Consider the following 26,438-nt stretch of genomic DNA (forward strand, 5'->3'; position numbering starts at 1 on the left):
GCGGTGGCCCGGGGCGTCCGGGCGGCCCCCTCAGCGGCGGATCAGCCCGAGGGAGGTCGCGGCGGCGACGGCCGCGGTGCGCGAGTCGACGTCGAGCTTGGCGTAGACGCGGGCGAGGTGGGACTTGACGGTGCCCTCGGTGAGGTGGAGCCGCTGACCGACGGCCTGGTTGGACAGGCCGTCGGCGACCAGGGCCAGGACCTCGGTCTCGCGCCGGGTCAGGGTGGTGCCCGGGGTGCGCAGCCGGTTCATGAGACGGTCGGCGACCGCGGGGGCGAGCGCGGTGCGTCCGGCGGCGGCCGTGCGCACGGCCTCGGCCAGGTCCTCGGGCGGGGCGTCCTTGAGGAGGTAGCCGGTGGCGCCGGCCTCGATGGCGGGCAGGGTGTCGGCGTCGGAGTCGTACGTCGTGACGATCAGCACGCGCGGGGCCTCGGGGCGGGCGGCGATCGCGGCGGTGGCCTCGGCGCCGTTCATGCCCCCGCCGAACTGCAGGTCCATCAGTACGACGTCGACGTCGCCGCCGGCGGCGCGGGCGACGGCCTCCTCGGCGGTGGCGGCCTCGGCGACCACCTCGAGGCCCGGCTCGGTCTCCAGTACGGCGCGCAGTCCGGCCCGCACCACGGGGTGGTCGTCGGCCAGGAGCAGGCGGATGGGGGTGTCGGTCACGGGCGGGCCTCGGGTTCGGTGGGCGGGGTGAGGGGCAGCCGGGCGGTCAGGGCGGTGCCGTGGCCGGGGGTGGACTCGACGGCCAGGGTGCCGCCGAGGGCGTCCAGGCGGGCGCGCATGGCGGCCAGACCGAAACCTCCCGCCTCGGGGTCGGCGGGGGGCAGCCCGGCCGGATCGAAACCGACGCCGTCGTCGACGACGTCGAGGGCGACCCGGTCGCCGAGGTGGCTGAGGGTGACCTCGGCCGTGCCGGCACCGGCGTGGCGGACCGTGTTGGCGAGGGCAGACTGGGCGATGCGCAGCAGGGCGACCTCGTGGGCGGTCGGCAGCGGGGACGGGGTGCCGGTGAGGTGGAAGCGGGCGGTGACGCGGTGCCGGGCGGAGGTCGTGGCGCACAGGCGTTCCAGGGCGCCGGCCAGGGTCGTGTCCTCCAGGGCGGGAGGAGTGAGGGCGGCGACGAAGCGGCGGGCCTCGGCGAGGTTGTCCACGGCGGCCTGACGGGCCGCCACGACGTGGCCGGTGGCGGAGTCCGGCCGCTCGGGCAGGGCGCGTTCGGCGGCGCGCAGCAGCAACTGGATGCTCGACAGGCCCTGGGCGAGGGTGTCGTGGATCTCGCGGGCCAGCCGCTCGCGCTCGGCGAGCACACCGGCGGTGTGCTGGGCCCGGGCGAGGTCGGCGCGGGTGGCGGTGAGCTCCTCGATCAGCCGCCTGCGCTGCTCGCTCTCGCGGTACAGGGCCTGGTAGCCCCAGACCACGGCCACGGCGACGGCGGCGCCGAGCGCGGGGCCGATCGCCATGGCCGGGCCGAAGGTGCCGGTATGGGCGGCGTACCCGGCGACGGCCGCCACGGCGGTCACGGTCACGGCGGCGAGGCCGGCCCGGCGCGGCAGCAGGTGGAGCTGGAGGAAGTACAGCGGGAAGGCCAGCCACACCGCCTCGGGGGACAGGCACAGCAGCGCCAGCCAGACGGCTCCCACAGCGGTCAGCCACCAGGCGGCGGCCCGGCGGACGAGCCGGACGCGGGGCAGCAGGGGCCCCGCCGCGTACACCAGGCCGCACACCACCGCGACGGCGGCGACCGGTCCGGCGTGGGGGCGGCCGTCCGCCAGGGCCCGGACGGCGACCAGGCCGAGCAGGCCGACGACCAGCAGGTGCAGACACCAGGCCAGGGCCCGGGTGGTCGGGGTCAGGGCGGGGGCGGAAGCGTTCACAGTGCGTTCCAGGCTACGAAAGGCGGGCGCCCGGCGGCCTCCGTCGAAAGTTACAACCCGCGTGCCGCCTTCCGGCCCGCGAAGTGCTCTCCTGCGCCGGACGCGCGTACGGGGGTCCGGCGGCGACGGTGGGGCCGTACCGCTTCCACCACCGGAAAGGACGGGCCCGGACCGTGTTCGTCGCCTGGAGAGACCTCAGGTTCGCCAAGGGGCGCTTCGCCCTGATGGGGACCGTCATCGTGCTGATCACCCTGCTGGTGGGGCTGTTGTCCGGACTGACGGCGGGGCTCGGCCGGCAGAACACCTCCGCGATCACGGGGCTGCCCGCCGACCGGATCGCCTTCCAGGCGCCCCGCGGCGGTGCCGACCTGTCGTACGCCGACTCCACGGTCACCGAGCGGCAGTGGTCGCAGTGGTCCGTGGCCCCCGGCGTCGAGTGGGCCGAACCGCTGGGCATCACCACGACCAAGGCCACCGCGGGCGACCGGAGCAGCGGTGTCTCCGCCTTCGGGGTGCGGCCGGGCTCCCCGCTGGCACCCGACGGCCAACGCGTCGACGACGGCGCGGCGGTGCTGTCCACGACGGCCGCCGACGACCTCGGGGTGCGGCCCGGCGACTCCTTCGCCCTGGCCGGGCAGCGGCTGCGGGTGGCGGCGGTGTCGGGAGACGCCTTCTTCAGCCACACCCCGGTCGTCTGGACCAGCCTCGGCGTGTGGCGGAAGGCCGCACCTCCCGCCGCCGACGGCGCGGACGGGTCCACCGCGACCGTCATCGCCCTGGACACCACCCCGGAGGCCGACCCGGCGGCCCTCGACGAGCAGGCCGGCACCCGTACGGTCGCCACCGGCGACTCCCTGGCCGCGATCGGCTCGTACACCTCGGAGAACGGCTCCCTGCAGCTGATGCGCGGCTTCCTGTTCGCCATCTCCGCACTCGTCGTCGGCGCCTTCTTCACCGTGTGGACCATCCAGCGCGCCGGTGACGTCGCCGTCCTCAAGGCGCTCGGCGCCTCCACCGCCGGCCTCCTCAAGGACGCCCTCGGCCAGGCCCTCGTCCTGCTGGCCGGCGGCACCCTCGTCGGCACCGGCCTCGCCGCCGCCCTGGGGGCACTCGTCGCGGGCTCGGCCGTGCCGTTCCTGCTGACCCCCGCCACCGTCCTCCTCCCGGCCGCCGTCATGGTGGTCCTCGGTGTCCTCGGGGCCGCCCTGTCCATCCGCCGGATCACCTCCGTCGACCCGCTGACCGCCCTCGGGAGCGCCCGATGAGCCTGAACCTGACCGACGTCACCCTCACCTACGCCGACGGCGAGGACCGCCTGACCGCGCTCGACCGGGTCGGCCTGGAGGTCCCCCGGGGCACCCTGACCGCCGTGGTCGGTCCCTCCGGCTCCGGCAAGTCCAGCCTGCTGGCCGTCGCCGCCACCCTCGTCACCCCCGACGCCGGGACCGTCACCGTCGACGGCGTCGCCACCACCGGCCTCGGCCGCGGTGAGCTGGCGGCGCTGCGCCGGGACCGGATCGGCATCGTCTTCCAGCAGCCCAACCTGCTGCCGTCCCTCACCGCCGTAGAACAGGTGCAGGTCATGGCCCGGATCGCGGGACGCAAGCCCCGCGCCGTGCGGGGCCGGGCGATGGAACTCCTGGACGCGGTCGGTCTGGCCGGCCAGGCGGGCCGCCGTCCCCACCAGCTCTCCGGCGGCCAGCGCCAGCGCGTCGCCCTGGCACGCGCGCTGATGAACGACCCCACCGTCCTCCTGGTCGACGAACCCACCAGCGCCCTGGACCACGAACGCGGCGCCGCCGTCATCGACCTGATCACCCGCCTCACCCACCAGCGGGCCGGTGCCACCCTCCTGGTCACCCACGACCGCACCCACCTCACGGCCGTCGACCGGATCGCCGAGATGCGCGACGGCCGGCTGCGCGTGGCGGCGACGGCCGGCTGACGGGGGCGGGGCGATGACGTTGTGAGGCCGTCGCCGAGCCCCCGGCCCGGTCAGTTCAGCAGGGCGGACGTGAACGTCCGGCGGTGGTCCGCCAGCCAGGTGCGGATGCGGTCCCAGCGTTCCCATCCACCGCGCTCGGCCAGCGCCCGGAGGTAGACGGGGTCCTGGCCGGCCACACGGCGGGCGACGAAGTTCCGGCAGACCTCGGTGGCCTGCTCGACGACGCCGGGCAACTCGGCGCGGTCGGCCGCGGAGAGGCCGTAGGCGTCGGCGAGGATCCGCAGCCGTGCGGCCGCGTCCAGCCCCTCGGGGTAGAGGGAGGCCGCGGACTCGGGATCGAGCATGGGCACCCAGTAGCGGGCGGTCATGGCGACGTCCCACAGGGCGCGGCCCGGGGCCGCCCAGTCGAAATCGATCAGGGCCACGGCACGGCCCTCGCGGAAGACGACATTGTCCGGGCACACGTCGTTGTGGCACACGATCGTTCCTCCCTCGGGGTCGGCGAGGTCCGAAGGCCACGGGGCACCGCTGTCGAACGCGACGTCCGCGCTGCTCTCGTGCAGCCGCCGCAGCAGGCTCCCCACCGACGCGAGGGCGGAACTCGTCATCGCCCAGTCCGGGAACGGCGGCAGGGCCACGTCGCCGGGGACGAACGTGAGCTGCTCACGGGCGTCCGCACCGAGACCGACGGGGACCGGCGCCGCGTCGAAGCCGCGTTCCTCCAGCGCCAGGAGGTGCGCGTGGAGGGCGCGCGCGTTGCGCGGTGCCGGCCGGTCCACCAGCCCGCCCCGGCGGAAGACCGCCCCCGCGTTCGCCATGCCGCCGGCCAGCGCCTCGTCCTCAGCCGTCATGGGGATCACGTTCAGCCGTCATGGGGATCACGGTAGCGCCGGTGCGACGCCGCCGGGGCCGGGACCGGACGGACCCGGACCCGATGTGCGGCGGGGGCTTGTCGCGCGATGTGTTCCGATATATCGTTGAGGCATCGCGACAGATCAACGACTGAATGGAGTGATGGCGATGCGCGACCACGGATACGAGCGTGGACACGGTGGACACGGCCGCGGCGAGGGCGGCCCCTGCGGTCCCTTCGGCCGGGGGGCCTTCGAGGGCCGGCGTGCGGCGTTCGGCCCCTTCGGGCCGGGCGGTCCCGGTGGCCCCGGCGGTCCCTTCGGGCCGGGCTTCGGCCACGGTGGCCCCTGGGGCGGCCGAGGGCGCGGCGGGCCCAGGGGAAGGGCACGGCGAGGCGACGTACGGGCGTCGATCCTGGCCCTCCTGAAGGACCGGCCGATGCACGGTTACGAGATGATCCAGGAGATCGCCGAACGCAGTGGCGGGGCGTGGAAGCCCAGCCCCGGTTCGGTGTACCCCACCCTCCAGCTCCTGGAGGACGAGGGGCTGATCGCCAGCGAGAGCGAGGGCGGCAAGAAGCTCTTCGCGCTCACCGAGGCGGGCCGCACCGCGGCCGAGGAAGGTCCGGAGGCGCCCTGGGAGGAGGCCTCGCGCGGCGTCGACTGGGAGGCCCTCAACGACGTCCGCCAGGCCGGTTTCGGCCTGATGGAGGCCTTCGGCCAGGTCTGGAAGACCGGCAGCAAGGAGCAGCGCGAGAAGGCGCTCGCCGTCATCGGCGAAGCCCGCAAGAAGCTGTACCTGATCCTCGCCGACGAGGACTGACGACGTCCCCGCAGGCGAGGATCGATCGAGAATCGGCACAGACCGGTGTGAGCGGCCGTGTCCCGCGGAGTGAATCCGTGGGACACGGCCGTCGTCGCGGGCGGGTGCCGAGGCGGGGCGGTGCGTGGCCGTGGCGGGCCGAAACGCTCTGATGTCATCCGCAAGGAGGAGATTGCGTCCGGGCGGGTCCACTCCCCGTGGGACGGCGAAATGCTTCCCGCCGGGGATGACCGGGTCCCGAGGGACTGATGAGCTGGGAGGCGTGCAACCCCGTATCCCCCGGCAGTCGGCCGGTGAGCAAGGCGGCCGGTGGCCCGACGGCACCGACCTCGACGACCGGTTCAGCGCGGAACTGGCCTCGGCGGTCTCGGGTGCCCGCCGCCGGGCGGTGCGGGACGGGGACCGGCAGATCGACACCGCGCACCTGCTGCACTCACTGCTGGAGTGCGACGCCGAGGCCCGTGCGCTCCTCGCCGACGGCCCGCGCGTCGCCCGCGTCCTCGGCTACCTGGTGCAGCGCAGCATCGGCTACGGCCTGCGCTGGCAGGGCGCGGTCGAGGACTCCGGCGCCGTGCCGGTGGTGACCGGCGCCGCCGGGTTCTCCCCGTCGGCCGCGGCGGCCATGGAGGAGGCCTGCGCACGTGCCGAACGGCGCGGCGCGGGCCGGGCCGGGGGCGTGGACCTGCTCGCCGCCCTGGTCGCGGACCCGCGGACGCGCGCCGTCGAGGTGCTGGCCCGTGCCGCCGTCGAGCCGCACACCGTGCTGGCGCGGGTGGAGGGCCACTTCGAGTCGGCCCCCTGACCCTTTCCCGCGTCCCCGCTCGCCTCCCGGCGGCGCCGTGCCGCCCCGTCCATTCGGTGAGACAGGTGTCATCAGGGGTGACGGTCATGTCGACCCCTGTCATCATGTGCCGGTGCATACGTCTGACAGCGCCCGCGGCAACGCCGGCAAGGGCACCGGACTCGGCCTGGCACTCGCCTCCGCCGTCGCCTTCGGCGGCTCCGGGGTGGCGGCCAAACCGCTGATCGAAGCCGGACTCGACCCGCTCCACGTGGTCTGGCTGCGGGTGGCCGGAGCGGCCCTGGTGATGCTGCCGCTCGCCGTGCGCCACCGCGCCCTGCTGCGCCGCCGCCCCGCACTGGTCGCCGGGTACGGCCTGCTCGCCGTGGCCGGTGTGCAGGCCTGCTACTTCGCCGCCATCTCCCGCATCCCCGTGGGCGTCGCGCTGCTCGTCGAGTACCTGGCCCCCGCCCTCGTCCTCGGCTGGGTGCGGTTCGTGCAGCGGCGGCCGGTCACGCGGGCCGCCGCGCTCGGCGTCGTGCTCGCGGTCGGCGGGCTGGCCTGCGTCGTCGAGGTCTGGTCGGGACTCGGCTTCGACGCCCTCGGACTGCTGCTCGCGCTCGGCGCCGCCTGCTGCCAGGTCGGTTACTTCGTCCTGTCCGACCAGGGCAGCGACGCCGGTGAGCAGGCACCCGACCCGCTCGGGGTCATCGCCTACGGTCTGCTCGTCGGGGCCGCGGTGCTCACCGTCGTCGCCCGGCCCTGGTCGATGGACTGGTCGGTCCTCGGCGGCACCGCCCGCATGGACGGCACACCCGTCGCCGCGGCCCTGCTGCTGGCCTGGATCGTGCTCGTCGCGACCGTGCTCGCCTACGTCACCGGCATCGTCGCCGTGCGCCGGCTGTCGCCGCAGGTCGCCGGGGTCGTGGCCTGCCTCGAAGCGGTCATCGCGACCGTCCTGGCCTGGGTGCTGCTGGGTGAGCACCTCTCCGCCCCGCAGATCGTCGGCGGCGTCGTGGTGCTGGCAGGCGCCCTCATCGCCCAGTCGTCGACCCCGGCGAAGGGCTCGGCGGCCCCGGTGGCCGGCGGGGGGCCCGAAAGGGAGTTGTCGAGCCGAGGAACGGCGACCTAGGGTGCGGCTCATGCATTCCGACGCACTCGTCCTCCCGCCTCCGGCCGCCTGAGGCGGGCCCTGTGACAAGCCCGGCGCGCTGTCGCCGGGCCGGACGGTGCTGCCCGCAGACGAGAGTCCACGCGTCCCGGCCGTTCCTTCCGGGACGCCTCGAACGTCCGCGCCCCGTGCGCGTCTGCGGAGAGAACCCGTGTCGAATGCCGTCTCCGGCCTGCCCGTCGGGCGTGGCCTCCTCTGTCTGATCGTCGCCGGTGTGGCCTGGGGCACCGCCGGTGCCACCGCCTCGCTGGTCTACCGCGCCGGCGACATGGGCCCCGTCGCCCTGTCGTTCTGGCGCTGCGCGCTGGGGCTCGTCCTGCTCCTCGCCGCCCGTCCGCTGCGCCCGAGGGCGCGCCCCGCCGCCGAACCCTTCGCGCACAAAGCGCTGCGGGCCGGCGTCACCGGCATCGGGCTCGCGGTCTTCCAGACCGCCTACTTCGCCGCCGTCCAGTCCACCGGCCTCGCCGTGGCCACGGTCGTCACCCTGGGCGCCGGGCCCGTGCTGATCGCCCTCGGCGCGCGCCTCGCCCTCGGCGAACACCTCGGGCCGGGCGGCGTCGCGGCCGTCGGGGGCGCGCTCGCCGGGCTGGCGGTGCTGGTACTCGGCGGCACGAGCACGACCGTCCGCCTGCCGGGCGTACTCCTCGCCCTGCTCTCCGCCGCCGGGTACTCGGTGATGACGCTGCTCACCCGCTGGTGGGGGAGGGACGGCGGGGCGGACGCCGCCAGTGCGTCCGTCGGGGCGTTCGCCGTCACGAGCCTGTGCCTGCTGCCGCTCGCCCTGGCCGAGGGCCTGCTGCCGCACACCGGCGAACCGGTCCGGCTCCTGTGCCTCCTCGCGTACATCGCCGCCGTGCCGACCGCCCTCGCCTACGGGCTCTACTTCGCCGGGGCGGCCGTCGTGCGGTCCGCGACCGTCTCAGTGATCATGCTCCTCGAGCCGGTCAGCGCGGCGGCGTTCGCCGTCCTGCTGCTCGGCGAGCACCTCACGGCGGCGACCCTGGCCGGCACGCTGCTGATGCTCGGATCGGTCGCCGGGCTCGCGGTGGCGGAGACCCGGGCGGCGAGGGAGGTGCGGGGGGCGAGGGAGGCGCGGACCCGGCCGACGAGGATCTGACGGCGGGGACCGGTGCGGGCCCCGCCGTCGTGGGCCGGGGTCAGCGGGCCGCCAGGTAGTCGGGCAGCGCGGTGCCGGGAGGCAGGGCGGGGTCGGCGACCGGGGTCTCGTACCCCTTGCGCAGGGGGACCAGTCCGGCCCAGTGCGCAAGGGCGAGGTCCTCCGGTTCGTCGTTGACCCCGCCGGTGCGGAGCTTGGCGGAGACCTCGTCCAGGTCGAGGCGGATCACGGCGGTGGCGGCCAGCTCCTTCTTGTTCGCCGGCCGGGAATCGCGGGAGCGGCCCGGGACGACGTGGTCGACCAGGGCGTCCAGAGCGGTGCGCCGCTCCTCGGGGTCCGTCACCTCGTACGCCGTGCCGTGCACCACCACCGAGCGGTAGTTGACGGAGTGGTGGAAGGCCGAGCGGGCCAGCACCAGGGCGTCCACGTGCGTCACCGTCAGGCACACCGGCAGCCCCGGGTCGGCCGCGCCGGTCATCCGCAGCGGGCGCGAACCGGTCGAACCGTGCACGTAGAGCCGCTCGCCGACCCGGCCGTACAGCGTCGGCAGGACCACCGGGGCGCCGTCGCGGACGAAGCCGAGATGGCAGACGTAACCCTCGTCGAGTATCGCGTGCACCAGCTCCCTGTCGTACGCGGCCCGGTCGGGGGCGCGGGTCGGGACCGTGCGGTCCGTGGGCGGATAGGTGTCGGTCGGCTGCGGCGGCGTCCCCGCGGTCCCCTGCATGGCGTTCCCCATTGCACTAGTGCATAATCTTCTTTGTGCTAGGAGAGTATCGGATCACGGGACGGGGCGCAGCGGAGATTTCCGCGAGCGTCGAGCGCGCGGTGGGCTCGGGAGAACTGGAGCCGGGGCAACCACTGCCGCCGATGCGGGAGTTGGCGCAGCACCTCGGGGTGAACCCGAACACGGTCGCCGCCGCCTACCGCACCCTGCGCGAGCGGGGCGTCATCGAGACGGCCGGGCGCCGGGGGAGCCGGGTGCGCGCGAGACCGGCCACCACCGGGCGGGAGTTCATTCGCGTCGAGGTGCCCGAGGGAGTGCGCGACGTGTCCGACGGCAACCCGGACCCGGCCCTGCTGCCCGCCCTGGGCCCGGTGTTCGCCGCGGCGGCGGAGCAGGGCGACCGCGCACCGGTGCTGTACGGGCAGGCACCCGTCGATCCGGAACTGGCCCGCGTCGCCCGCGCCGGACTGGACGCCGACGGAGTGCCCGACGGGCCCGTGGCGGTGACGTCCGGCTCGCTGGATGCGATGGAGCGGGTCCTCGCCGCCCATCTCAAGCCCGGGGACGCCGTCGCCGTCGAGGACCCGGGCTGGGGCAGCCTCCTCGACCTGGTGCCCGCGCTCGGCCTGCGCACGGCCGCCGTCCGGGTCGACGACCAGGGGCCGCTGCCCGAGGACGTGCACCGGGTCCTCGCGGCCGGGGCCCGCGCCCTGGTCGTCACGGGCCGCGCGCAGAATCCCACGGGTGCGGCGGTGGACGCGTCACGCGCGCGTGCCCTGCGGTCCGTGCTGCGCGAGCACCCCGGGGCCCTGCTCATCGAGGACGACCACGGCCACGGCATCGTCGACCTCCCGCTGCACCCCCTCGCCGGCACGACCCGGCAATGGGCCTTCGTCCGTTCCGCCGCCAAGGCCTGCGGTCCCGACCTGCGGCTCGCCGTGCTCACCGGCGACCCCGTCACGCTCGACCGGGTCCGGGGCCGGCAACGGCTCGGCCCCGGCTGGGTCAGCCGCGTCACCCAGCGGGCCGTGACCCGGCTGTGGGCCGACGGCACGGTGGACGCCCGTGCTGTGGCCGGGGTGTACCGGCGGCGCCGCGACGCGCTCCTCGGCGCCCTCGCGGAGCACGGGATCGCCGGGCACGGGCGCAGCGGCCTGAACGTGTGGATCCCGGTGCCGGACGAGACCGGCGCCGTCGCCCGGCTCCTGCACGCCGGCTGGGCCGTGGCCCCCGGCGCCCGCTTCCGGCTGGGCACCCCGCCCGGCATCAGGATCACCGTCTCGACGCTCGGGGAGGGCGACTGCGTGCCGCTGGCGGCGGCGGTCGCGGCGGCGGTGGGGCCGGGGGCGGGGCCGGCGCGGAGCTACGTCTGAGCGGCCCCGGTTCACCCCCGGGCCGTGATCCCTGCCGTGCTGGTGCCGAGGGTGCGGCGCCACGGACCGGGCTGTTCCGCGGAGCAACGCGCCGGGGCGGTGGGGATCGCCGGGGTGGTGGAGTGGTGGAGTGGTGGGGCGGTGGGGCGATGGCGTGGTGGAGCGGTGGCGTGGTGGAGCGGTGGGGCGATGGCGTGGTGGAGCGATGGCGTGGTGGAGCGGTGGGGCGCGGTGGAGCCGTGGGACGCGCCGCAGGGTGTGCGGCCGTCCGGCGCGGGCCGACGGGACCGGGCGGCTCATGGCTCCTCGCGCCGGCCGCGCGGGGGCGGTTCGGCCGGGGCGGCCCCGGGGTGAGCCGTCGCGGGGTGCGGAGCGAGCCCTGGCCCCGACCCGCCTCAGGCGCGCGCCTTCTCCCGTACCCCCGCCGCCGCCCGGGGACCCGCTGCGGGCGCGGTGCCGCCCCGGCCGGTCCTGGGCCGGGACTGGGTCAGGGCCGCGCCGGCGAGAACGATCGCGGCGCCCACCGGCGTCGACCAGGACAGCGACTCGCCCAGGAGCGCGACGCCCGCCGCCGTGGCGACGACCGGGGTGAAGTAGGTGACCATCTGGGCCGTCGTCGGGCCGACCTCGGCGACCAGGTCGTACTGGATCAGGAAGGCGAGCCCGGTACCGAGCACGCCCAGGGCCGCCACCGCCAGCAGCGGCAGCACCGGGAAGGCGGCCGGAACCGAGGTGAAGACGGGGGTCACGACGGCCAGTTGCAGCGTGGCCAGACCCAACTGGGCGCCGGTCAGGGAGAGGTGGGAGTGGCGCGAGCCGGCCAGGGTGCGCCGGACGTAGATCCAGCCGACCGGATAGCTGAGCGAGGCCAGCAGGGCCAGCGCGGTGCCCGTGACGTCGAGGCCGTGGAAGCCCTGCCAGACGCCCAGCACCGTCAGGACGCCGAGGAAGCCGATGCCGAGCCCGGCCACCCGGCGCCGCGTGGGCCGGTCCTCGGACAGCGCGACCAGTGACAGGGCCATGCCCCACAGCGGCGAGGTCGCGTTGCAGATGCCGGCGAGCGACGACGGAATGGTCAGCTCCGAGAAGGCGAACAGGGAGAACGGCAGTGCGTTGAGGAGGAACCCGGCGACCGTCAGGTGCAGCCATGTCCACGCCCCGCGCGGGAGCCGTTCCCGCTTCACCGCCATCGCCACCGCGACCACCGCCGTGCCGAAGGCCAGCCGTCCGAGCGTCACCTGGAACGGGGCGAAACTCTCGGTGCCCACCTTCATGAAGAGGAAGCTGAAACCCCACACGAGGGAGAGCGCCGCGAAGCGCAGCCGCCAGTCGAAGACGCGGCGGGGCACGGCGGGAACGGAGCCGGAGGAGGACGGGAGGCTGCTCATGTCCGCAACGATGCGGCAACCGTCCTCGTAGCACAATCGAGATTTCGCACCGGATATCTCGTAGCATCACTTACATGTTGAACCTGGAGCGCCTGCGCACCCTCGACGCCCTCGCCCGGCACGGCTCGGTCAGCGGCGCCGCCGCCGGACTGCACATCACCACGTCGGCGGTCTCCCAGCAGATGGCCAAGCTGGAGCGCGAGGCCGGACAGCGGCTCCTCGCCAAGAACGGGCGCGGCGTCCGCCTCACGGACGCCGGCCGGCTGCTCGCCGAGCACGCGGCCCGCATCCTCTCCCAGGTCGAGCTGGCCCAGGCCGACCTGGAGGCGCAGCGCGGCCAGGTGGCCGGCGAGCTGAGACTGTCGGCGTTCCCCACCGCGGCCCGCGGACTCTTCCCCGCCGCGCTGGCCGCCCTGCGTGCCGAGCACCCCGCGTTGCGCGTCCGCTCCTCGGAACTGGAACCGGAGCGCGGAATCAGCGGAGTGGTGCGCGGCGACCTGGACCTGGCCGTCGTCCTCGACTGGTACAACAAGCCGATCCCGCTGCCCGACGGCCTGGTCAAGGCGCCCCTCCTCGACGACCCCGCCGACGTCGCCCTGCCGGCCGGCCACCGGCTCGCGAACCGGGACGAGGTGGACCTCGCCGAGCTCGCGGAGGACGAGTGGATCACCTGGGGCGAGGGCGAGTTCTGCCACGAGTGGCTGATGTTCACGCTGCGCTCGAAGGGCATCGAGCCGATCGTCGGCCACCGCGCCGCCGAGACCCACACCCAGCTCGGGCTGGTCGCCGCGGGACTCGGTGTGTGCATCGCCCCGCTGCTCGGCCGTCGCCCGACGCCCGCCGGGGTCGTCACCGTGCCGCTCAAGCAGCGGGTGCGCCGGCACGTGTACGTCGTCTGGCGCGCCGACGCCGACCGCCGCCCGTCGATCCGGGCGGCGGTGGACGCCCTGCGGGCGGCGGCCACGGAGGTGGACCGGGCCGGGTGAACCGGACGCTGGCGGCCGGTGCCGGTGCCGGTGCCGGTGCCCGGGGCGCGTGATCACGGCGAGCCCCGGCGAGCCGCGGGTGTCTTCCGGCGGTCGCCACAAGGCACGTGCCGTGTCACGGTCATCCGGCGAGCCGGATCGAGTCCCCGCTGACCGTGAGCCGCACGGCGGGCAGCGGCTTGGTCGCGGGGCCGCTTTGCACACTCCCGTCGGTGATCGAGAAGTTGCTGTTGTGGCACGGGCAGTTGATGACCCCGTCGGACACGCTCTTCACCGCGCAGCCCTGGTGGGTGCAGGTGGCCGAGAACGCCTTGAACTCGCCCGCCGCGGGCTGGGTGACCACCACCTTCTGGTCGGGGAAGAACTTCCCGCCGCCCTCGGGGATGTCGGCGGTCGCCGCGAGCGCCGGCCCCGCCCCGGCGGTCTCGCCGCCGCCCGCCTCCTGGGAGGCCGAACCGGAGGGCGCGGTGCCGGCGTCGCCCGAGGCGTCGTCGTCCGAGTCCGAGCAGGCGGCCAGCACGGCGGTGAGCCCCGCCGCTCCGGCGGCCGCCACGACGGTACGCCGGGCCGGTCCCGCTGCGGGATGAAACGGTGCGCTGGTCATGCTGGGGTTCCCTTCCGAGGGGGGAGGCGGTGGTGATCCGCCGAGAGGTACGGCCCCGTGCGACGTGCTGTTCAGACCGTGCGGAGATGCTGTCGGGCCGGCGGTCGGGCGGGCGTAAAACACGGCTGTCGATTCGCTGTCGGCCGTACACCGGCCGGACGCCCGGCACCCGTGCCACGCCGGTAACCTGGGGCGATGCTCAAGGAAGTCATCGCCACCCGCTACATCACGCCGCTGCGTGAAGGCGGCTCGCTGCCGGGCCTCGTCGAGGGCGACGACCTCGGGACCTACGTCCTGAAGTTCACCGGCGCGGGACAGGGCCGCAAGACCCTCGTCGCCGAGGTCGTCTGCGGCGAACTCGCCCGCCGGCTGGGCTTCAGGGTGCCGCGGCTGGTGACCGTCGACCTCGACCCGGTGCTCGGGCTCGGCGAACCCGACCAGCAGGTCCAGGAGTTGCTCAAGTCCAGCGGCGGCACCAACCTCGGCATGGACTTCCTCTCCGGCGCGCTCGGGTTCGACCCGCTCGCCTTCGAGGTGAGCGCCGAGGAGGCCGGACGGATCGTCTGGTTCGACGCGCTGGTCAACAACGTCGACCGCTCCTGGCGCAACCCCAACCTGCTGCGTCTGCACGGTGAGACGTGGCTCATCGACCACGGCGCCACCATGATCTGGCACCACAACTGGCCCGGCGCCGAGGCCTCCGCCGCCCGTCCCTACGCCGCCGCCGACCACGCACTCGCCCGCTTCGCGCCGGACGTCCGCTCGGCCGCCGCCGCGCTCGCGCCGCTGGTCACCGGGGAACTCCTCGCCGAGGTGACCGCGGAGATCCCGGACGTCTGGCTGCGGGACGAGCCCGGCTTCGCCACGCCCGACGACCTCCGCAGGGCCTACGCGGCGCCCCTGCTCGCGCGGGCGGCCACGATCCACGAACGCGTCCAGTGGACCAAGGGGGAGCGGTGAACGACCGCCACGTCTTCGAGTACGCGCTGCTGCGCGTCGTACCGCGAATCGAGCGCGGCGAGTGCGTCAACGCCGGCGTCCTCGTCTACTGCCGGGCCAAGTCCTACGTCGGTGCCCGCACCCACCTCGACGAGGGCAGGCTGCTCGCCCTGGACCCACGGGCGGACCTGGCCGGGGTGCGTGCGGCGCTGCGTGCCGTGGAGGGGGTCTGTGCCGGAGGGGACGCGGCGGGCCAGGCGGCCGGAGACGACCCCGGCCGCCGGTTCCGCTGGCTGATCGCGCCACGCTCGACCGTCCTCCAGCCCGGCCCCGTCCACACCGGCCTCACCACCGACCCGGCCGCCGAGACGGAACGGCTCCTCGAACTGCTGGTGCGGTAGGCCCGCCGGGCTGCCGACGGCGCGCGGGGCGGGAGCCCGTGCCTCAGGTGCGGCGGCGACGGCGGATCACGAAGCCCGTCGCGAGCGCGGCCCCGGTCACGAAGCCCAGGCCGATGGCGATGTCCCAGTCGCTGGGTCCGGTGCCCGAGGTCCCGCCCAGGCCGCCCCGGGTGCCGAGCGTCGGCGTCACGGCGGGGGAGGCCACGGGGGCGGGAGCGGTGACGGCCGGGGCCGGGGCCGTGGTGGCCGGACGCGGCAGGGAGGTGGCCGAGATCGTCGGTTCCCGGTCCTCGCGCGCGTGCGCCGCGCCGTCGCCGCCCTCCCGGACCTCACGGACCTCGCCCTGGCCGGAGGAGCCCAGGCCGGTGGCGTGCGACGTCTCGGGACGGTCCCGGTCGTGCCGGTCCTCGTCGAGCCGGCCGGGGGCGAGACCGTCCGGCCCGACCCGGCCGGGCCCGGTGCCGCCGGGCAGCTCCTCGCCCGGCCATTCGTTGCCGAGCCCGCCTCCGTCGAGCCCGCCTCCGCCAAGGCCGCCTCCGTCCTCGCGACCGTTGTCGAGGCGGCCGTCGTCGGACCGGCCCTCGTCCAGCGGGGCGGCGCCGGACGGGTCTTCGTGCGGCGCGTCCGGGCAGAGCGCGTCAGGGCGGCCCGGATCCCCGGTCAGCCCGATCGGCACCGTTTCCTGATGGGTGAAGCTCCGGCAATCCTGTTCCAGCCCCGGGTCGAGGTCCTGGGCGGGTGCGGGGTCGGCCAGCGGCACGATCGCGGCGATCGCGACGGCTATGCCTGCTGCACCGGTACGACGGCGCATGGACGCCTCCTTTCCGGCCACGAGTGGCTCGCGCTTCGACGCTAGGGGCCCGGCGGCCGGGCGGCCCGCAGCGCTGGGCCGATCGGGCGACCGGGGCGGGGCGGCGAGGCGGAAGGGGGCGGGTAATGGATCACACCGTCCCGGTGTCCCGTTGACACCGGGTGCCAGGGCTTCTAGCGTCACGTCTGCGGAAGGTACTAAGCGGTCGCTCACCTACGGGCGCACGCTCCCCACGGGCCGCATCCCCAGGACGAGGAGAAGCAGCGAATGTCCACCACTGAGCAGCGGGTCGCCGTCGTCACCGGAGCCGCGCGCGGCATCGGTGCCGCCACCGCCGTACGACTGGCCGCCGAGGGCCGCGCCGTCGCCGTCATCGACCTCGACGAGGCCGCCTGCAAGGACACCGTGGAGAAGATCACCGCGGCCGGCGGCAGGGCGATCGCGGTGGGCTGCGACGTCTCCGACGAGGCCCAGGTCGAGGCGGCCGTCGCGCGGATCGCCGAGGAGCTGGGCGCGCCGACGATCCTCGTCAACAACGCGGGCGTGCTGCGCGACAACCTGCTGTTCAAGATGAGCGCCTCCGACTGGGACACCGTCATGAACGTGCACCTGCGCGGCGCCTTCCTGATGTCGAGGGCCTGCCAGAAGCACATGGTGGACGCCAAGTTCGGCCGTATCGTCAACCTGTCCTCCTCCTCGGCGCTCGGCAACCGCGGCCAGGTCAACTACTCGGCCGCCAAGGCCGGTCTGCAGGGCTTTACCAAGACCCTCGCCAAGGAGCTGGGCAAGTTCGGCGTCACCGCCAACGCCGTCGCCCCCGGCTTCATCGCCACCGAGATGACCAAGGCCACCGCCGACCGCGTCGGCATGGGCTTCGAGGACTTCAAGGCCGCCGCCGCCACCCAGATCCCGGTCGCGCGCGTCGGCGAGCCCGACGACATCGCCAACGCCGTCGCCTTCTTCACCGGCGAGGCCGCCGGCTTCGTCTCCGGCCAGGTGCTGTACGTGGCCGGCGGGCCGCTCGACTAGGCAGGACGGAGACCAGGAACGGTTGGGAACACTGACATGACTGAACTGCCCGCACTCTCCGGCAAGGTCGCGCTCGTCACGGGCGCCAGCCGCGGCATCGGCTACGGCGTCGCCGAGGCGCTGGTCGCCCGCGGCGACCGGGTCTGCATCACCGGCCGCAACGAGGACGCCCTGAAGGAGGCCGTCGACCGGCTCGGCGCCGACCGGGTCGTCGGCGTCGCCGGGAAGGCGCACGACGAGGCCCACCAGGCCGTCGCCGTCGAGCGCGTGATGGATGCCTTCGGGCGCGTCGACTTCCTGGTCAACAACGCCGGCACCAACCCGGTGTTCGGTCCGATCGCCGACCTCGACCTGAACGTCGCGCGCAAGGTCTTCGAGACCAACGTGATCTCGGCGCTCGGCTTCGCGCAGCGCACCTGGCACGCCTGGCAGAAGGACAACGGCGGCGCGATCGTCAACATCGCCTCGGTCGCGGGCCTCTCGCCCTCGCCCTTCATCGCCGCGTACGGCGTGAGCAAGGCGGCGCTGATCAACCTCACCGCGCAGCTGGCGCACGAGTTCGCGCCCAAGGTGCGGGTCAACGCCATCGCCCCGGCGGTCGTGAAGACCAAGTTCGCCGCCGCCCTGTACGAGGGCCGCGAGGAGGAGGCCGCCTCGGGCTACCCGCTGGGCCGGCTCGGCGTGCCGTCCGACATCGGCGGCGCCGCGGCCTTCCTCACCTCGGAGCAGTCCGCCTGGGTCACGGGTCAGACGCTCGTCGTCGACGGCGGCATCTTCCTCAACGCGGGCGTGGCCTGATCTCGCCCTCCCGAGGGCCCCTGAGACCGGTCCGGGACACGGGCGCCGCTGACGAGAACGGCGCCCGTGTCCGGGTATCGGAACCCGGTGCACGATGACAACGTAGTCATCCCCAGATGATCAAAACCCCTGTTCAGAAGGGGGTTCAGGGGGCGTGGCGCTGCGGTATGGTCTGCCGACCTTGGTACGGCGGATCGAGGAGCGTGCGCGTGTTCAACCGGAAGCGGGGCCTGCGGCGGGTCGCGGCCATCGTGTCCATGTCGTCGCTGGTGACCGGATGCGGCCTCCTGTCGTCCGACAGTTCCAAGGACGAGAAGCCGATCGTCGTGGGGACGACCAGCGCCCCCAGCACGCTGGACCCGGCCGCTTCGTGGGACGGCTCCTGGGAGCTGTTCCGGAACATCTACCAGACGCTGCTCAGCTACCCCAACGGTGCCACCGCGCCCCAGCCCGACGCCGCCGAGCAGTGCGCGTTCACCGACAGCACCAACCAGGTGTACCGCTGCGAGCTGCGCGAGGGCCTGACCTTCTCCGACGGGGACGCCCTCGACGCCCAGGCCGTCAAGTACTCGATGGACCGCATCAGGCGCATCAACGTCAACGGCGGCCCGGCCGGTCTCCTCGGCAGCCTGGAACGGGTGCAGGCACCGAGCGCGCGCGAGGTCGTCTTCCACCTCAACAAGCCCGACGCCACCTTCCCGTTCGTGCTCGCCACCCCCGCCATGTCGATCGTCGACCCCGGGCACTACCCCGCCGACGCCCTGCGCGAAGGCGGCGGCGCCGTGGGCTCGGGACCGTACACGCTCCAGTCGTACACGGACGGCGAGCGGGCCGAACTCGTGCGCAACGACCGTTACAAGGGCTTCGCCGAACGGCACAACAAGGCGGTGACCATCCGCTACTTCAAGGACTCCGCCGGCATGGTGGAGGCGCTGCGCGACGGCGGCATCCAGGTGACCTACCGCGGCCTCGCCGCCGACGACGTCGTCACGCTCCAGGGCAAGGAGGGCAAGGAGAACAACCTCCAACTGGTCGAGGGAAGCGGAACGGAGATCAGCTACCTCGTCTTCAACCCCGCGGACCCGTGGGCGGGACGCAAGGAAGTGCGCCAGGCGGTCGCCCAGGTCGTCGACCGGGTGGCGATCTCGCACCGGATCTACCAGGACACCGTCGACCCGCTGTACTCGATGGTCCCCAAGGGCCTCACCGGCCACACCACGGGCTTCTTCGACGACTACGGCGACCCCAGTGTCGCCAAGGCCCGGAAACTGCTCGAGGACGCCGGCATCACGGACCCGGTCCCGCTCACCCTCTGGTACACCAGCGACCGCTACGGCTCCGAGACGGCCAAGGAGTTCAAGGAGCTCAAACGGCAGCTCGACACCTCGGGCCTGTTCGAGGTCACCCTGGAGAGCCGCCCCTGGAAGACGTACGTCGCCGGCTACCAGAAGGGCGAGTACCCGGTGTTCGGCCGCGGCTGGTCCCCGGACTTCCCGGACGCCGAGAACTTCATCGCCCCCTTCGTCGGCAAGCAGAACGCCCTCGGCACGCCCTACCTCACCCCCGAGATCACCGATGAACTGCTGCCGCGCTCACGCCGGGAGAGCAACCGCGCCAATGTGGAGCGGGACTTCGAGCGGGCGCAGCAGATCATGGTGGACGACGCGCGGCTCCTGCCGCTGTGGCAGGGCAAGCAGTACATCGCCGCCAGCACGGACATCTCGGGCGCGGAGCAGGCCCTGGATCCGTCGACGATCATGATGATGTGGCAGTTCCACCGGAAGACGAGCTGGTAGACGACACCGGCCCGCGCCGCCGTTGTCAGTGGGTGCCGGTAGGTTCTGGGGACTGGAAGCCACCGCACAGCGTAAGGAAGTTGACGTGACCGACATCGCCATGCTGCCCGAGTCCTGGCGCGAGGTGCTGGGCGGCGAGCTGCAACAGCCCTACTTCAAGGAGCTGACGGAGTTCGTCGAGGAGGAGCGGGCGAACGGCCCCGTCTACCCGCCCCGCGAGGAGGTCTTCGCCGCGCTGGAGGCCACGCCCTTCGACCGGGTGAAGGTACTGGTCCTCGGCCAGGACCCGTACCACGGCGAGGGCCAGGGACACGGGCTGTGCTTCTCGGTCCGGCCCGGCGTGAAGGTCCCGCCGTCCCTGCGGAACATCTACAAGGAGATGCACGCGGAGCTGGGCACCCCGATCCCGGACAACGGCTATCTGATGCCGTGGGCGCAGCAGGGCGTCCTGCTGCTCAACGCGGTGCTCACGGTCCGCGCCGGCGAGGCGAACTCGCACAAGTCCCGCGGCTGGGAGCTGTTCACCGACGCGGTGATCCGCGCGGTGGCCGGCCGGACCGACCCGGCGGTCTTCGTCCTGTGGGGCAACTACGCGCAGAAGAAGCTGCCCCTGATCGACGAGGCGCGGCACGTCGTGGTCAAGGGCGCCCACCCCTCGCCGCTGTCCGCGAAGAAGTTCTTCGGCTCCCGCCCGTTCACGCAGATCAACGAGGCGGTCGCCGCGCAGGGCCACGAGCCGATCGACTGGACCATCCCGAACCTGGGCTGATCAGCGCGCCCGGTGCCGCCTGACCGGGAATGCGGGTGCCTGCGGTTAGCGTCGTCGGGACAGCCGACGAGGGCACGGAGGACGCGGTGGCGAGGGGACAGGAGCAGACGGCACCGGACGCCGTGCTGACGCGGATCGGTCAGGTCGCCATGCTGCACCACGCGGGCGACCGCGAGGAGGCCCGGGACCGCTTCCTCGCCCTGTGGGCGGAGATCGGCGAGCACGGCGACCCCCTCCACCGCTGCACGCTGGCCCACTACCTCGCCGGCACCCAGGACGACCCGTCCGAGGAGCTGGCCTGGGACCTGCGGGCGCTGTCGGCCGCCGAGGAACTGACGGGGGAGCGGCGCGCCGACCGGCACGAGGGCGCGTCCGCCGCCCGTGCCCTGTCCCCCTCGCTCCACCTGAACCTGGCCGCGGACTACGACCGGCTCGGGCACCGGGAGGCGGCCCGCCTGCACCTGCGGCGCGCCCGTGCCACCGCCGAGTCCCTCGCCCCCGGCCGCTACGCGGAGGGCGTACGCGCCGCCATCGACCGGCTGGAGCGGCGCATGGCCGGGGGCGGCCGCTTCGACGGTCCCGAGGAGTGGGGCCGGCCGCCGCGGCAGCGGCCGTAGCACCGCCCGGCCTCAGTGGCCGTACGCCTGCTCGCAGATGCGGGCCTCGGGGCTGCCCGGCCGCCAGCCGCCGTACTGCTTGCCGAGGGAGCACACGTCCGCCTTCCCGCCGGAGCCGGGGGTGCCGGGCACGCCGGGGGCCCCGGGCCGGGGTGCGGCGGGGGCGCGGGTGGGACCCGGTGCCGGGGGAGGGGCGTCCTGCCGTCCGGCGGCGTGGGTGGCGGGCGGAGCGTGGGGCGTGGACCGGGGCGCCGGGGTCCCGGCGGGGTGCGGCTTCGCGGTGGCGCCCTTCGTGGTGGGGGAGGGGCCGATCATCTCCAGTGCCTCCCGGGCCGGAGCCTGGACGACCCGTGGCTCGGCCGGGCCGTCCGGGCGGGGCGCCGACGAGCGGGCCCCGGCTCCGGAGGGGCCGTCCACGGCCCGGCCCCCGACCGTCGTACAGCCGGTCAGGGCCGAGACAGCCACGGTCAGCAGAAGCGTTGCGGTGGTCGTCGTTCGATGCACCCGCGCCACTCTGCTGCGTCCGGCCCGCCAACCGGCGCCGGACGAGCGAAGGTTGCCCCGCACGGGTGATCTCCCGCCCCGTACGGAGGCCCGTGGGCGCCCGGAGGTGACGTCAGTCGCCCGTGGCTCCGTCCAGGCGTTCGCGGATCAGGTCCGCGTGTCCGTTGTGCCGGGCGTACTCCTCGATCATGTGGGTGTGGATCCAGCGCAGGGTGTAGCGCTCACCGGTGCGCAGATGCCTGCCCCGGGTCGGCGCGTCCAGGGGGACGCCGGCCGCGTTGCGCCGGGCCGCCTCGATCTCCGCCTGCCAGGTGGCGCGGGCCCGGGCGAAGGTGTCCTCGCCGGTCACCCGGAACTCGCCGTCCGGGTCCTCGTCGGAGTAGTGGATCGGGCCCGCGTCCTCGGCCGCCAGCACCCTGCGGTACCAACTGCGTTCCACCTCCGCCATGTGCCGGACCAGCCCCATCAGGGTCAGCGTCGACGGTGCCACGGCGGCCGTCCTGAGCTGCTCGTCGGTGAGTCCTTCGCACTTCAGGGCGAGCGTCTGGCGGTGGTAGTCGACCCAGCCCTCCAGCATGGCGCGTTCGTCGGCGTCGGCGGGGGGTTCACGGCGTTCGGTGGTCATGGCGTCATCCTCGCCCGGACCCGGCCGGTCCCACCAGCCGGTTTCAGGGGACCGGCCGTCCGCCCAGCATGCCGTCCAGCAGCTCCCGCAGCCCCGAGCGCACCTCCTGGAGGCTCGGCACCTCGGAGTGGAAGCTCCCGGCCACACAGCTGAACATCAGGCCGTCCGCCCAGGCGACCAGGGAGAGCACGTGCCGGGCCGGGTCGGCCGAGCCCATCGCCGTGACGAGGACGCCCAGTTGCTCCCGGAAGCGGGCGCCCGCCGCGTCGAAGTGCGCCCGCAGCTCGGGGCGGCGCGTGGCCTCCAGGGCCAGTTCGTAGCGGGCCAGCGTCAGCGTGCGGTGGCGGGTCAGGGCCCGGTGCGTCGCCAGCGCCAGCGCGCCGACCAGGGCGTCGAGGCCGGCGCGCGGGTCCGGCATCTCGTGCAGGGCCAGCACCCGCGCCTCCCGGTCGGCCAGGCGCCGCACCGTGAGTTCCAGCAGCGCCTGCCGGGTCCGGGCGACGTTGGACGTGGAGCCCTGGGGAAGCCCGGCCCGCTCGTCGACCGCCCGGTGCGTCAGCCCGCGCATCCCGCGTTCGGCGAGGAGCGTCACGGCGGCGTCGGCGACGAGGTCGGCGCGCGAGACGCCCGTCGGGGGCCCGGGAGATGCGGCAGGAGCGGACATGCGGATCAATCTACCGGCCCGACTACGGCTGTAGTACAGTCGGCGGCAAGGGGTTACTACGCCTGTAGTGAAACGCCTGTGGTGAACCCGCCCTGCTCGTGGCGGGCCCCGGGACGAGCAGCGCCCAGGAGCGCTCGCGAGCGCCGGGAAGCAGCCCGGGAAGCAGCCGAGAAGACCGAGGAGAGTCGAGCGTCATGACGAGGACGAGGACGGCCGTCGTGATCGGCGGCGGCATCGGCGGCCTGACCGCGGCGGTGGCCCTGCACCAGAGCGGCCTGCGGGTCACCGTGCTGGAGCGCGCCCCCTCCCTCCGGCCGGTCGGCGCGGCCATCTCGCTGTCGCCCAACGCCCTGCGCGCCCTGGACGTGATCGGCCTCGGCGACGAGATCCGCGCCCTCGCCGCCTGGCAGGGCGACGGGGGAATGCGCACCCCGGACGGGCGCTGGCTCTCCCGGTCCAGCGCCGAGGACGCCGAGGCGCGCTTCGGCGGTCCGCTGGTGCTGCTGCACCGTTCCACCCTCGTCGACCGCCTCTCCGCGCTGCTGCCGCCGGACGCCGTCCGCACCGGCGCCGACGCGAGCCTCGCCGACCCGGGCGAGCGCGGCCGTCCGGCCAGGGTCCGCACGCCGGCCGGTGAACTGGAGGCCGACCTGGTCGTCGGGGCCGACGGCATCCACTCCGCCGTACGCCGCGCGCTCTTCCCGCTGCACCCCGGCACGGTCTACTCCGGCTTCACCACCTGGCGGGTGGTCATCCCGCTCCCCGGCGCCCGGTTCGCCTCCCACGAGACCTGGGGCCGCGGCCGCATCTGGGGCACGCACCCGCTCAAGGACGGCCGGGTCTACGCCTACGCCGCCGCCCTCGCCCCGGCCGGAGGGCACGCGGCCGACGAGAGGGCGGAACTGCTGCACCGCTACGGCGACTGGCACGACCCGATCCCCGCCGTCCTCGCCGCCGCCAGTGCCGAGGACGTACTGCGCCACGACGTGCACCACATCGCCGAGCCGCTGCCCGCCTACCACCGCGGCCGCACCGTCCTGCTCGGGGACGCCGCGCACGCCATGCCGCCCAGCCTCGGCCAGGGCGGCAACCAGGCCGTCGAGGACGCGGTCGTGCTCGCCCACCACAGCCAGGACCTCGCCGCCTACACGGCCGCCCGGCTGCCCCGCACGACCGCGATCACCCGCAAAGCGGTCAAGGTCGCCCGGCTCAACCTGACGGGCAACCGGGCCAAGATCGCCGTTCGCGACACCGCGATCCGCGCCCTGTCCACGGCCGGACCGGCCCTGTTCCTGCGCAGCTTCGACGGCATCGCCGACTGGCGGCCCCCGCAGTCCCCGTATGCTTCCCCGCGGACCCAGGACGGCGAGCGTTACGAGCGGTAGAGGAGCACATCCCGTGAAGGTCGGCTGCATCGGACTCGGCGACATCGCGCAGAAGGCCTACCTGCCGGTGCTCGGCGGCCTCCCCGGGATCGAACTGCACCTGCAGACCCGCACCCCCGCCACCCTCACCCGGGTCGCCGACCGGCTGCGCGTCCCGCCGGCGCGGCGCCACGCCGACCTCGACGCGCTGCTCGCCCAGGGCCTGGACGCCGCCTTCGTGCACGCGCCGACCGCCGCCCACCCCGAGATCGTGACCAAGCTGCTGGGCGCGGGCGTCCCCACCTACGTCGACAAGCCCCTCGCCTACGAACTCGCCGACTCCGAGCGCCTGGTGGCCCTCGCCGAGGAGCGCGGCACCGGCCTCGCCGTCGGCTTCAACCGGCGCCACGCGCCCGGGTACGCGCAGTGCGCGGAGCACCCGCGCGAGCTGATCCTCATGCAGAAGAACCGCACCGGACTGCCCGAGGAACCGCGCACGATGATCCTCGACGACTTCATCCACGTCGTCGACACCCTCAGGTTCCTGGTGCCCGGACCGGTCGACGACGTGACCGTGCGCGCCCGCACCGAGAACGGCCTGCTCCACCACGTCGTGCTCCAGCTCGCCGGGGACGGCTTCACCGCGCTCGGCGTGATGAACCGGCTCAGCGGCTCGGCGGAGGAGATCCTGGAGGTCTCCGGCCAGGACACCAAGCGCCAGGTGGTCAACCTCGCCGAGGTGATCGACCACAAGGGCCAGCCCACCGTGCGGCGGCGCGGCGACTGGGTGCCCGTGGCCCGGCAGCGCGGCATCGAGCAGGCGGTGCTCTCCTTCCTGGACGCGGTGCGCTCCGGCGAGGTGCTCAGCGCCCGGGACGCGCTGGAGACCCATGAGCTGTGCGAGCGCGTGGTCCGGGCCGTACTGGACGGCCCCGCCTGAGCCGCACCGTCCGTACGCTCTCGGCGGCGCCCCAGGCCGCGAGCGTCAGCAGCGCCGCGTACACCGTCCAGTCGCCGTAGCGGACGTACGGCGTGGTGCCGTGGGCCACCGGGACCTCGTACACCTGTGACGCGCTCGCACCGGTGCCGAGCCGGGGCCCGATCCGCGTGCCGTTCGCGTCGTAGACGGCGGAGACGCCGGTCAGGGTCGCGTGCACCATCGGCCGGCCGGTCTCGGCGGCGCGCAGGGCGGCGAGGGAGGCGTGCTGCGCGGGCGCCCACGTGTGCTGGAAGGTCGACGTGGACGACTGGGCGAGCAGCACTCCGGCGCCGTCCGCGGCCAGCCGCCGGCTCATGTCGGGGAAGGCGCTCTCGAAACAGACCATCGGCCCGATCCGCAGGCCGTCACCGACGTCCATCACCACCTGCCCGGTGCCCCGCATGCGGTCCTCGCCGGCCGCCTTGCCCACGGAGGTGGCCCAGCCGAGCAGCGAGCGGAACGGCACGTACTCGCCGAAGGGCACCAACCGCATCTTGTCGTAACGGTCGCCGGTCGGGCCCTCGGGACCGACGAGCACCGAACTCTTGTAGATGCCGGGTTTGCCGGAGCGCCGCGCGTCCACGTTGACCAGGACGTCCGCGCCGGTCTCCCGGGACAGCGCGGCCAGCCGCCGGGCGAGGTCCGGCCGGTCGTCCAGGTCGTGGCCGACGCTGCTCTCGCCCCAGACGACCAGGTCGAGGCCCTCGTCCGCGAGGCCGCGGGTCAGCTCCTCCTCGCGGTCGAACCGCCGGTCCGCGCTGCCCGCGCCGGCGACGACGCCCGGCTGCACCACGCCGACCGCGACCCGCTCGCCGGTGTCGGGGCGCGGTGCCCACACCCAGGCCGCCGAGGCCGCCGCGGCCGTGGCGACCAGCCCCGCCAGGGCCGGCACCCTCGCCCGGCGCACGGCGACGAGGACCGCGACGGCGACGTTGACGCCCACCACCAGGAAGCTGAGCAGCCACACCCCGCCCACCGAGGCCAGCCGCAGCGCCGGGGCCACCTGCCACTGACTGGCGCCGAGCATCCCCCAGGGCCCGCCGAGCCCCTGCCAGGAGCGGACCAGCTCCGCGAGCAGCCAGGCCGAGGGCAGCACCAGGAGGGCCGCGCCGACCCGGCCGCGGGACGGCGCCCCGCCGAGCGTCCGGCGTACCAGCAGGCCCCACGGGATCCACAGCGCGCCGAGCAGGGCGGCGATGACGAACGTGAACACGTGCAGGTTCGGCAGCAGCCAGTGGTGCATGGCCAGCACGAACCCGAACCCGCCGCACCACCCGTCGTACGCCGCGCGCCTGCCGTCCGGTGCGGTACGGGCCAGCAGGATCCAGGGGACCAGCGCGACGAAGGCCCACCACCACAGGGCCGGGCCCGGGAAGGCGAGCACCGGCAGCGCCCCGGCGAGCACGGCGAGGACCGAGCGCCGCCACCGGGAGGCGAGCCAGTGGTCGGGCTTGTGCATGGGCGCCTCCTTGTCGATGCCGCCTACCCGGTGATCCGCA

General features: G+C 74.5%; 28 protein-coding genes. 17 read left to right on the top strand and 11 right to left on the bottom strand.

Going from position 1 to position 26,438, the window contains the following annotated elements; genetic code table 11:
* Positions 1 to 30 precede the first annotated feature (30 nt).
* A complete protein-coding gene (locus IG88_RS0100100) occupies positions 31 to 666 on the bottom strand; it encodes a response regulator (RefSeq protein ID WP_031033405.1) in 636 nt (211 codons plus the stop codon).
* A complete protein-coding gene (locus IG88_RS0100105) occupies positions 663 to 1,877 on the bottom strand; it encodes a sensor histidine kinase (protein ID WP_031033407.1) in 1,215 nt (404 codons plus the stop codon). Before IG88_RS0100105 ends, IG88_RS0100100 begins: the two co-directional genes overlap by 4 nt.
* Positions 1,878 to 2,050: 173 nt before the next feature.
* Here IG88_RS0100105 and IG88_RS0100110 point away from each other — a divergent pair, with 173 nt between their 5' ends.
* Both IG88_RS0100110 and IG88_RS0100115 read left to right on the top strand, forming a co-directional pair.
* Entirely contained in the window at positions 2,051 to 3,142 is a 1,092-nt protein-coding gene (locus IG88_RS0100110) for an ABC transporter permease (protein WP_031033409.1), read from the top strand.
* The gene (locus IG88_RS0100115; RefSeq protein WP_031033411.1) at positions 3,139 to 3,822 is read left to right on the top strand and encodes an ABC transporter ATP-binding protein; all 684 of its coding nucleotides are present in this window, start codon (positions 3,139 to 3,141) and stop codon (positions 3,820 to 3,822) included. Before IG88_RS0100110 ends, IG88_RS0100115 begins: the two co-directional genes overlap by 4 nt.
* 50 nt (positions 3,823 to 3,872) lie before the next feature.
* On the opposite strand, the gene IG88_RS0100120 is transcribed toward IG88_RS0100115, so the two are convergent.
* Positions 3,873 to 4,673 (bottom strand): phosphotransferase, encoded by an 801-nt coding sequence (locus IG88_RS0100120; protein WP_031033413.1) that lies wholly within the window; start codon positions 4,671 to 4,673, stop codon positions 3,873 to 3,875.
* A gap of 169 nt (positions 4,674 to 4,842) precedes the next feature.
* On the opposite strand from IG88_RS0100120, the gene IG88_RS40575 reads away from it, so the two are divergent.
* From IG88_RS40575 to IG88_RS0100140, 4 genes are all read left to right on the top strand, one after another.
* Positions 4,843 to 5,496, top strand: coding sequence for a PadR family transcriptional regulator (locus tag IG88_RS40575; protein WP_063760571.1), 654 nt, complete (start codon positions 4,843 to 4,845; stop codon positions 5,494 to 5,496).
* A 262-nt stretch (positions 5,497 to 5,758) separates the two neighbouring features.
* Positions 5,759 to 6,298 (top strand): Clp protease N-terminal domain-containing protein, encoded by a 540-nt coding sequence (locus tag IG88_RS0100130; protein WP_031033418.1) that lies wholly within the window; start codon positions 5,759 to 5,761, stop codon positions 6,296 to 6,298.
* Positions 6,299 to 6,404: 106 nt separating this feature from the next.
* The gene (locus IG88_RS0100135; RefSeq protein ID WP_031033419.1) at positions 6,405 to 7,409 is read left to right on the top strand and encodes an EamA family transporter; all 1,005 of its coding nucleotides are present in this window, start codon (positions 6,405 to 6,407) and stop codon (positions 7,407 to 7,409) included.
* Between the two features lie 190 nt (positions 7,410 to 7,599).
* A complete protein-coding gene (locus IG88_RS0100140) occupies positions 7,600 to 8,565 on the top strand; it encodes a DMT family transporter (RefSeq protein WP_031033422.1) in 966 nt (321 codons plus the stop codon).
* Positions 8,566 to 8,605: 40 nt separating this feature from the next.
* Here IG88_RS0100140 and IG88_RS0100145 read toward each other — a convergent pair whose 3' ends face one another.
* On the bottom strand, positions 8,606 to 9,292 hold the full coding sequence (locus IG88_RS0100145) for a pyridoxamine 5'-phosphate oxidase family protein (RefSeq protein ID WP_031033424.1): 687 nt from the start codon (positions 9,290 to 9,292) through the stop codon (positions 8,606 to 8,608).
* A gap of 35 nt (positions 9,293 to 9,327) precedes the next feature.
* On the opposite strand from IG88_RS0100145, the gene IG88_RS0100150 reads away from it, so the two are divergent.
* A complete protein-coding gene (locus tag IG88_RS0100150; RefSeq protein ID WP_031033426.1) occupies positions 9,328 to 10,665 on the top strand; it encodes an aminotransferase class I/II-fold pyridoxal phosphate-dependent enzyme in 1,338 nt (445 codons plus the stop codon).
* A gap of 395 nt (positions 10,666 to 11,060) precedes the next feature.
* On the opposite strand, the gene IG88_RS0100155 is transcribed toward IG88_RS0100150, so the two are convergent.
* Complete coding sequence (locus IG88_RS0100155) at positions 11,061 to 12,053, bottom strand: DMT family transporter (RefSeq protein WP_037835146.1); 993 nt, start codon at positions 12,051 to 12,053, stop codon at positions 11,061 to 11,063.
* 74 nt (positions 12,054 to 12,127) lie between these two features.
* Here IG88_RS0100155 and IG88_RS0100160 point away from each other — a divergent pair, with 74 nt between their 5' ends.
* Positions 12,128 to 13,039, top strand: coding sequence for a LysR family transcriptional regulator (locus IG88_RS0100160; protein ID WP_031033431.1), 912 nt, complete (start codon positions 12,128 to 12,130; stop codon positions 13,037 to 13,039).
* Positions 13,040 to 13,160: 121 nt separating this feature from the next.
* Here IG88_RS0100160 and IG88_RS0100165 read toward each other — a convergent pair whose 3' ends face one another.
* A complete protein-coding gene (locus IG88_RS0100165) occupies positions 13,161 to 13,643 on the bottom strand; it encodes a Rieske (2Fe-2S) protein (RefSeq protein WP_031033432.1) in 483 nt (160 codons plus the stop codon).
* A gap of 195 nt (positions 13,644 to 13,838) precedes the next feature.
* Here IG88_RS0100165 and IG88_RS0100170 point away from each other — a divergent pair, with 195 nt between their 5' ends.
* Both IG88_RS0100170 and IG88_RS0100175 read left to right on the top strand, forming a co-directional pair.
* Positions 13,839 to 14,603 carry a HipA family kinase gene (locus IG88_RS0100170; protein WP_031033435.1) on the top strand — a complete coding sequence of 255 codons (765 nt, stop codon included), beginning with the start codon at positions 13,839 to 13,841 and terminating at the stop codon, positions 14,601 to 14,603.
* Positions 14,600 to 14,983 (top strand): DUF3037 domain-containing protein, encoded by a 384-nt coding sequence (locus IG88_RS0100175; protein ID WP_031033437.1) that lies wholly within the window; start codon positions 14,600 to 14,602, stop codon positions 14,981 to 14,983. Before IG88_RS0100170 ends, IG88_RS0100175 begins: the two co-directional genes overlap by 4 nt.
* Before the next feature lie 43 nt (positions 14,984 to 15,026).
* On the opposite strand, the gene IG88_RS0100180 is transcribed toward IG88_RS0100175, so the two are convergent.
* On the bottom strand, positions 15,027 to 15,794 hold the full coding sequence (locus IG88_RS0100180) for a hypothetical protein (RefSeq protein ID WP_031033440.1): 768 nt from the start codon (positions 15,792 to 15,794) through the stop codon (positions 15,027 to 15,029).
* A gap of 267 nt (positions 15,795 to 16,061) precedes the next feature.
* Between IG88_RS0100180 and fabG the strand changes: the two genes are divergently transcribed.
* The 5 genes from fabG (at position 16,062) to IG88_RS0100205 (ending at position 20,803) form a co-directional block, all read left to right on the top strand.
* On the top strand, positions 16,062 to 16,823 hold the full coding sequence (gene fabG / locus IG88_RS0100185) for a 3-oxoacyl-ACP reductase FabG (RefSeq protein WP_031033441.1): 762 nt from the start codon (positions 16,062 to 16,064) through the stop codon (positions 16,821 to 16,823).
* 36 nt (positions 16,824 to 16,859) lie between these two features.
* Entirely contained in the window at positions 16,860 to 17,621 is a 762-nt protein-coding gene (locus IG88_RS0100190) for an SDR family oxidoreductase (protein WP_031033442.1), read from the top strand.
* Between the two features lie 209 nt (positions 17,622 to 17,830).
* Positions 17,831 to 19,417 (top strand): ABC transporter substrate-binding protein, encoded by a 1,587-nt coding sequence (locus IG88_RS0100195; protein ID WP_031033443.1) that lies wholly within the window; start codon positions 17,831 to 17,833, stop codon positions 19,415 to 19,417.
* 85 nt (positions 19,418 to 19,502) lie between these two features.
* Positions 19,503 to 20,186 carry a uracil-DNA glycosylase gene (gene ung, locus IG88_RS0100200; RefSeq protein WP_031033444.1) on the top strand — a complete coding sequence of 228 codons (684 nt, stop codon included), beginning with the start codon at positions 19,503 to 19,505 and terminating at the stop codon, positions 20,184 to 20,186.
* A gap of 86 nt (positions 20,187 to 20,272) precedes the next feature.
* Positions 20,273 to 20,803, top strand: coding sequence for a hypothetical protein (locus tag IG88_RS0100205; protein WP_031033445.1), 531 nt, complete (start codon positions 20,273 to 20,275; stop codon positions 20,801 to 20,803).
* A gap of 12 nt (positions 20,804 to 20,815) precedes the next feature.
* Here the strand turns inward: IG88_RS0100205 and IG88_RS0100210 are convergent, their stop codons facing one another.
* The 3 genes from IG88_RS0100210 to IG88_RS0100220 all read right to left on the bottom strand — a co-directional run bounded on the left by IG88_RS0100210 (position 20,816) and on the right by IG88_RS0100220 (position 22,596).
* Positions 20,816 to 21,268 (bottom strand): hypothetical protein, encoded by a 453-nt coding sequence (locus IG88_RS0100210; RefSeq protein WP_324608985.1) that lies wholly within the window; start codon positions 21,266 to 21,268, stop codon positions 20,816 to 20,818.
* Between the two features lie 151 nt (positions 21,269 to 21,419).
* Positions 21,420 to 21,932 (bottom strand): DinB family protein, encoded by a 513-nt coding sequence (locus IG88_RS0100215; protein ID WP_031033447.1) that lies wholly within the window; start codon positions 21,930 to 21,932, stop codon positions 21,420 to 21,422.
* Between the two features lie 43 nt (positions 21,933 to 21,975).
* Positions 21,976 to 22,596, bottom strand: coding sequence for a TetR/AcrR family transcriptional regulator (locus tag IG88_RS0100220; RefSeq protein WP_031033448.1), 621 nt, complete (start codon positions 22,594 to 22,596; stop codon positions 21,976 to 21,978).
* A gap of 194 nt (positions 22,597 to 22,790) precedes the next feature.
* On the opposite strand from IG88_RS0100220, the gene IG88_RS0100225 reads away from it, so the two are divergent.
* Both IG88_RS0100225 and IG88_RS0100230 read left to right on the top strand, forming a co-directional pair.
* Positions 22,791 to 23,981 (top strand): FAD-dependent monooxygenase, encoded by a 1,191-nt coding sequence (locus IG88_RS0100225; RefSeq protein WP_031033449.1) that lies wholly within the window; start codon positions 22,791 to 22,793, stop codon positions 23,979 to 23,981.
* Between the two features lie 13 nt (positions 23,982 to 23,994).
* Positions 23,995 to 24,900 (top strand): Gfo/Idh/MocA family protein, encoded by a 906-nt coding sequence (locus IG88_RS0100230; RefSeq protein WP_031033452.1) that lies wholly within the window; start codon positions 23,995 to 23,997, stop codon positions 24,898 to 24,900.
* On the opposite strand, the gene lnt is transcribed toward IG88_RS0100230, so the two are convergent.
* Complete coding sequence (lnt, locus tag IG88_RS0100235; RefSeq protein ID WP_031033454.1) at positions 24,824 to 26,398, bottom strand: apolipoprotein N-acyltransferase; 1,575 nt, start codon at positions 26,396 to 26,398, stop codon at positions 24,824 to 24,826. The two genes, IG88_RS0100230 and lnt, sit on opposite strands and share 77 nt — an antisense overlap.
* Between the last annotated feature and the right edge of the window lie 40 nt (positions 26,399 to 26,438).

This window comes from Streptomyces sp. NRRL F-5650, assembly GCF_000721365.1.
Lineage (GTDB): Bacteria > Actinomycetota > Actinomycetes > Streptomycetales > Streptomycetaceae > Streptomyces > Streptomyces ardesiacus.

Coding starts and splice junctions, on each gene's coding strand:
- IG88_RS0100115 (WP_031033411.1), top strand. CDS start 3,139: ATGAGCCTGAACCTGACCGACGTCACCCTCACCTACGCCGACGGCGAG.
- IG88_RS0100120 (WP_031033413.1), bottom strand. CDS start 4,673: ATGACGGCTGAGGACGAGGCGCTGGCCGGCGGCATGGCGAACGCGGGG.
- IG88_RS40575 (WP_063760571.1), top strand. CDS start 4,843: ATGCGCGACCACGGATACGAGCGTGGACACGGTGGACACGGCCGCGGC.
- IG88_RS0100145 (WP_031033424.1), bottom strand. CDS start 9,292: ATGCAGGGGACCGCGGGGACGCCGCCGCAGCCGACCGACACCTATCCG.
- IG88_RS0100155 (WP_037835146.1), bottom strand. CDS start 12,053: ATGAGCAGCCTCCCGTCCTCCTCCGGCTCCGTTCCCGCCGTGCCCCGC.
- IG88_RS0100160 (WP_031033431.1), top strand. CDS start 12,128: ATGTTGAACCTGGAGCGCCTGCGCACCCTCGACGCCCTCGCCCGGCAC.
- IG88_RS0100165 (WP_031033432.1), bottom strand. CDS start 13,643: ATGACCAGCGCACCGTTTCATCCCGCAGCGGGACCGGCCCGGCGTACC.
- IG88_RS0100170 (WP_031033435.1), top strand. CDS start 13,839: ATGCTCAAGGAAGTCATCGCCACCCGCTACATCACGCCGCTGCGTGAA.
- IG88_RS0100180 (WP_031033440.1), bottom strand. CDS start 15,794: ATGCGCCGTCGTACCGGTGCAGCAGGCATAGCCGTCGCGATCGCCGCG.
- fabG (WP_031033441.1), top strand. CDS start 16,062: ATGTCCACCACTGAGCAGCGGGTCGCCGTCGTCACCGGAGCCGCGCGC.
- IG88_RS0100190 (WP_031033442.1), top strand. CDS start 16,860: ATGACTGAACTGCCCGCACTCTCCGGCAAGGTCGCGCTCGTCACGGGC.
- IG88_RS0100215 (WP_031033447.1), bottom strand. CDS start 21,932: ATGACCACCGAACGCCGTGAACCCCCCGCCGACGCCGACGAACGCGCC.
- IG88_RS0100220 (WP_031033448.1), bottom strand. CDS start 22,596: ATGTCCGCTCCTGCCGCATCTCCCGGGCCCCCGACGGGCGTCTCGCGC.
- IG88_RS0100225 (WP_031033449.1), top strand. CDS start 22,791: ATGACGAGGACGAGGACGGCCGTCGTGATCGGCGGCGGCATCGGCGGC.
- lnt (WP_031033454.1), bottom strand. CDS start 26,398: ATGCACAAGCCCGACCACTGGCTCGCCTCCCGGTGGCGGCGCTCGGTC.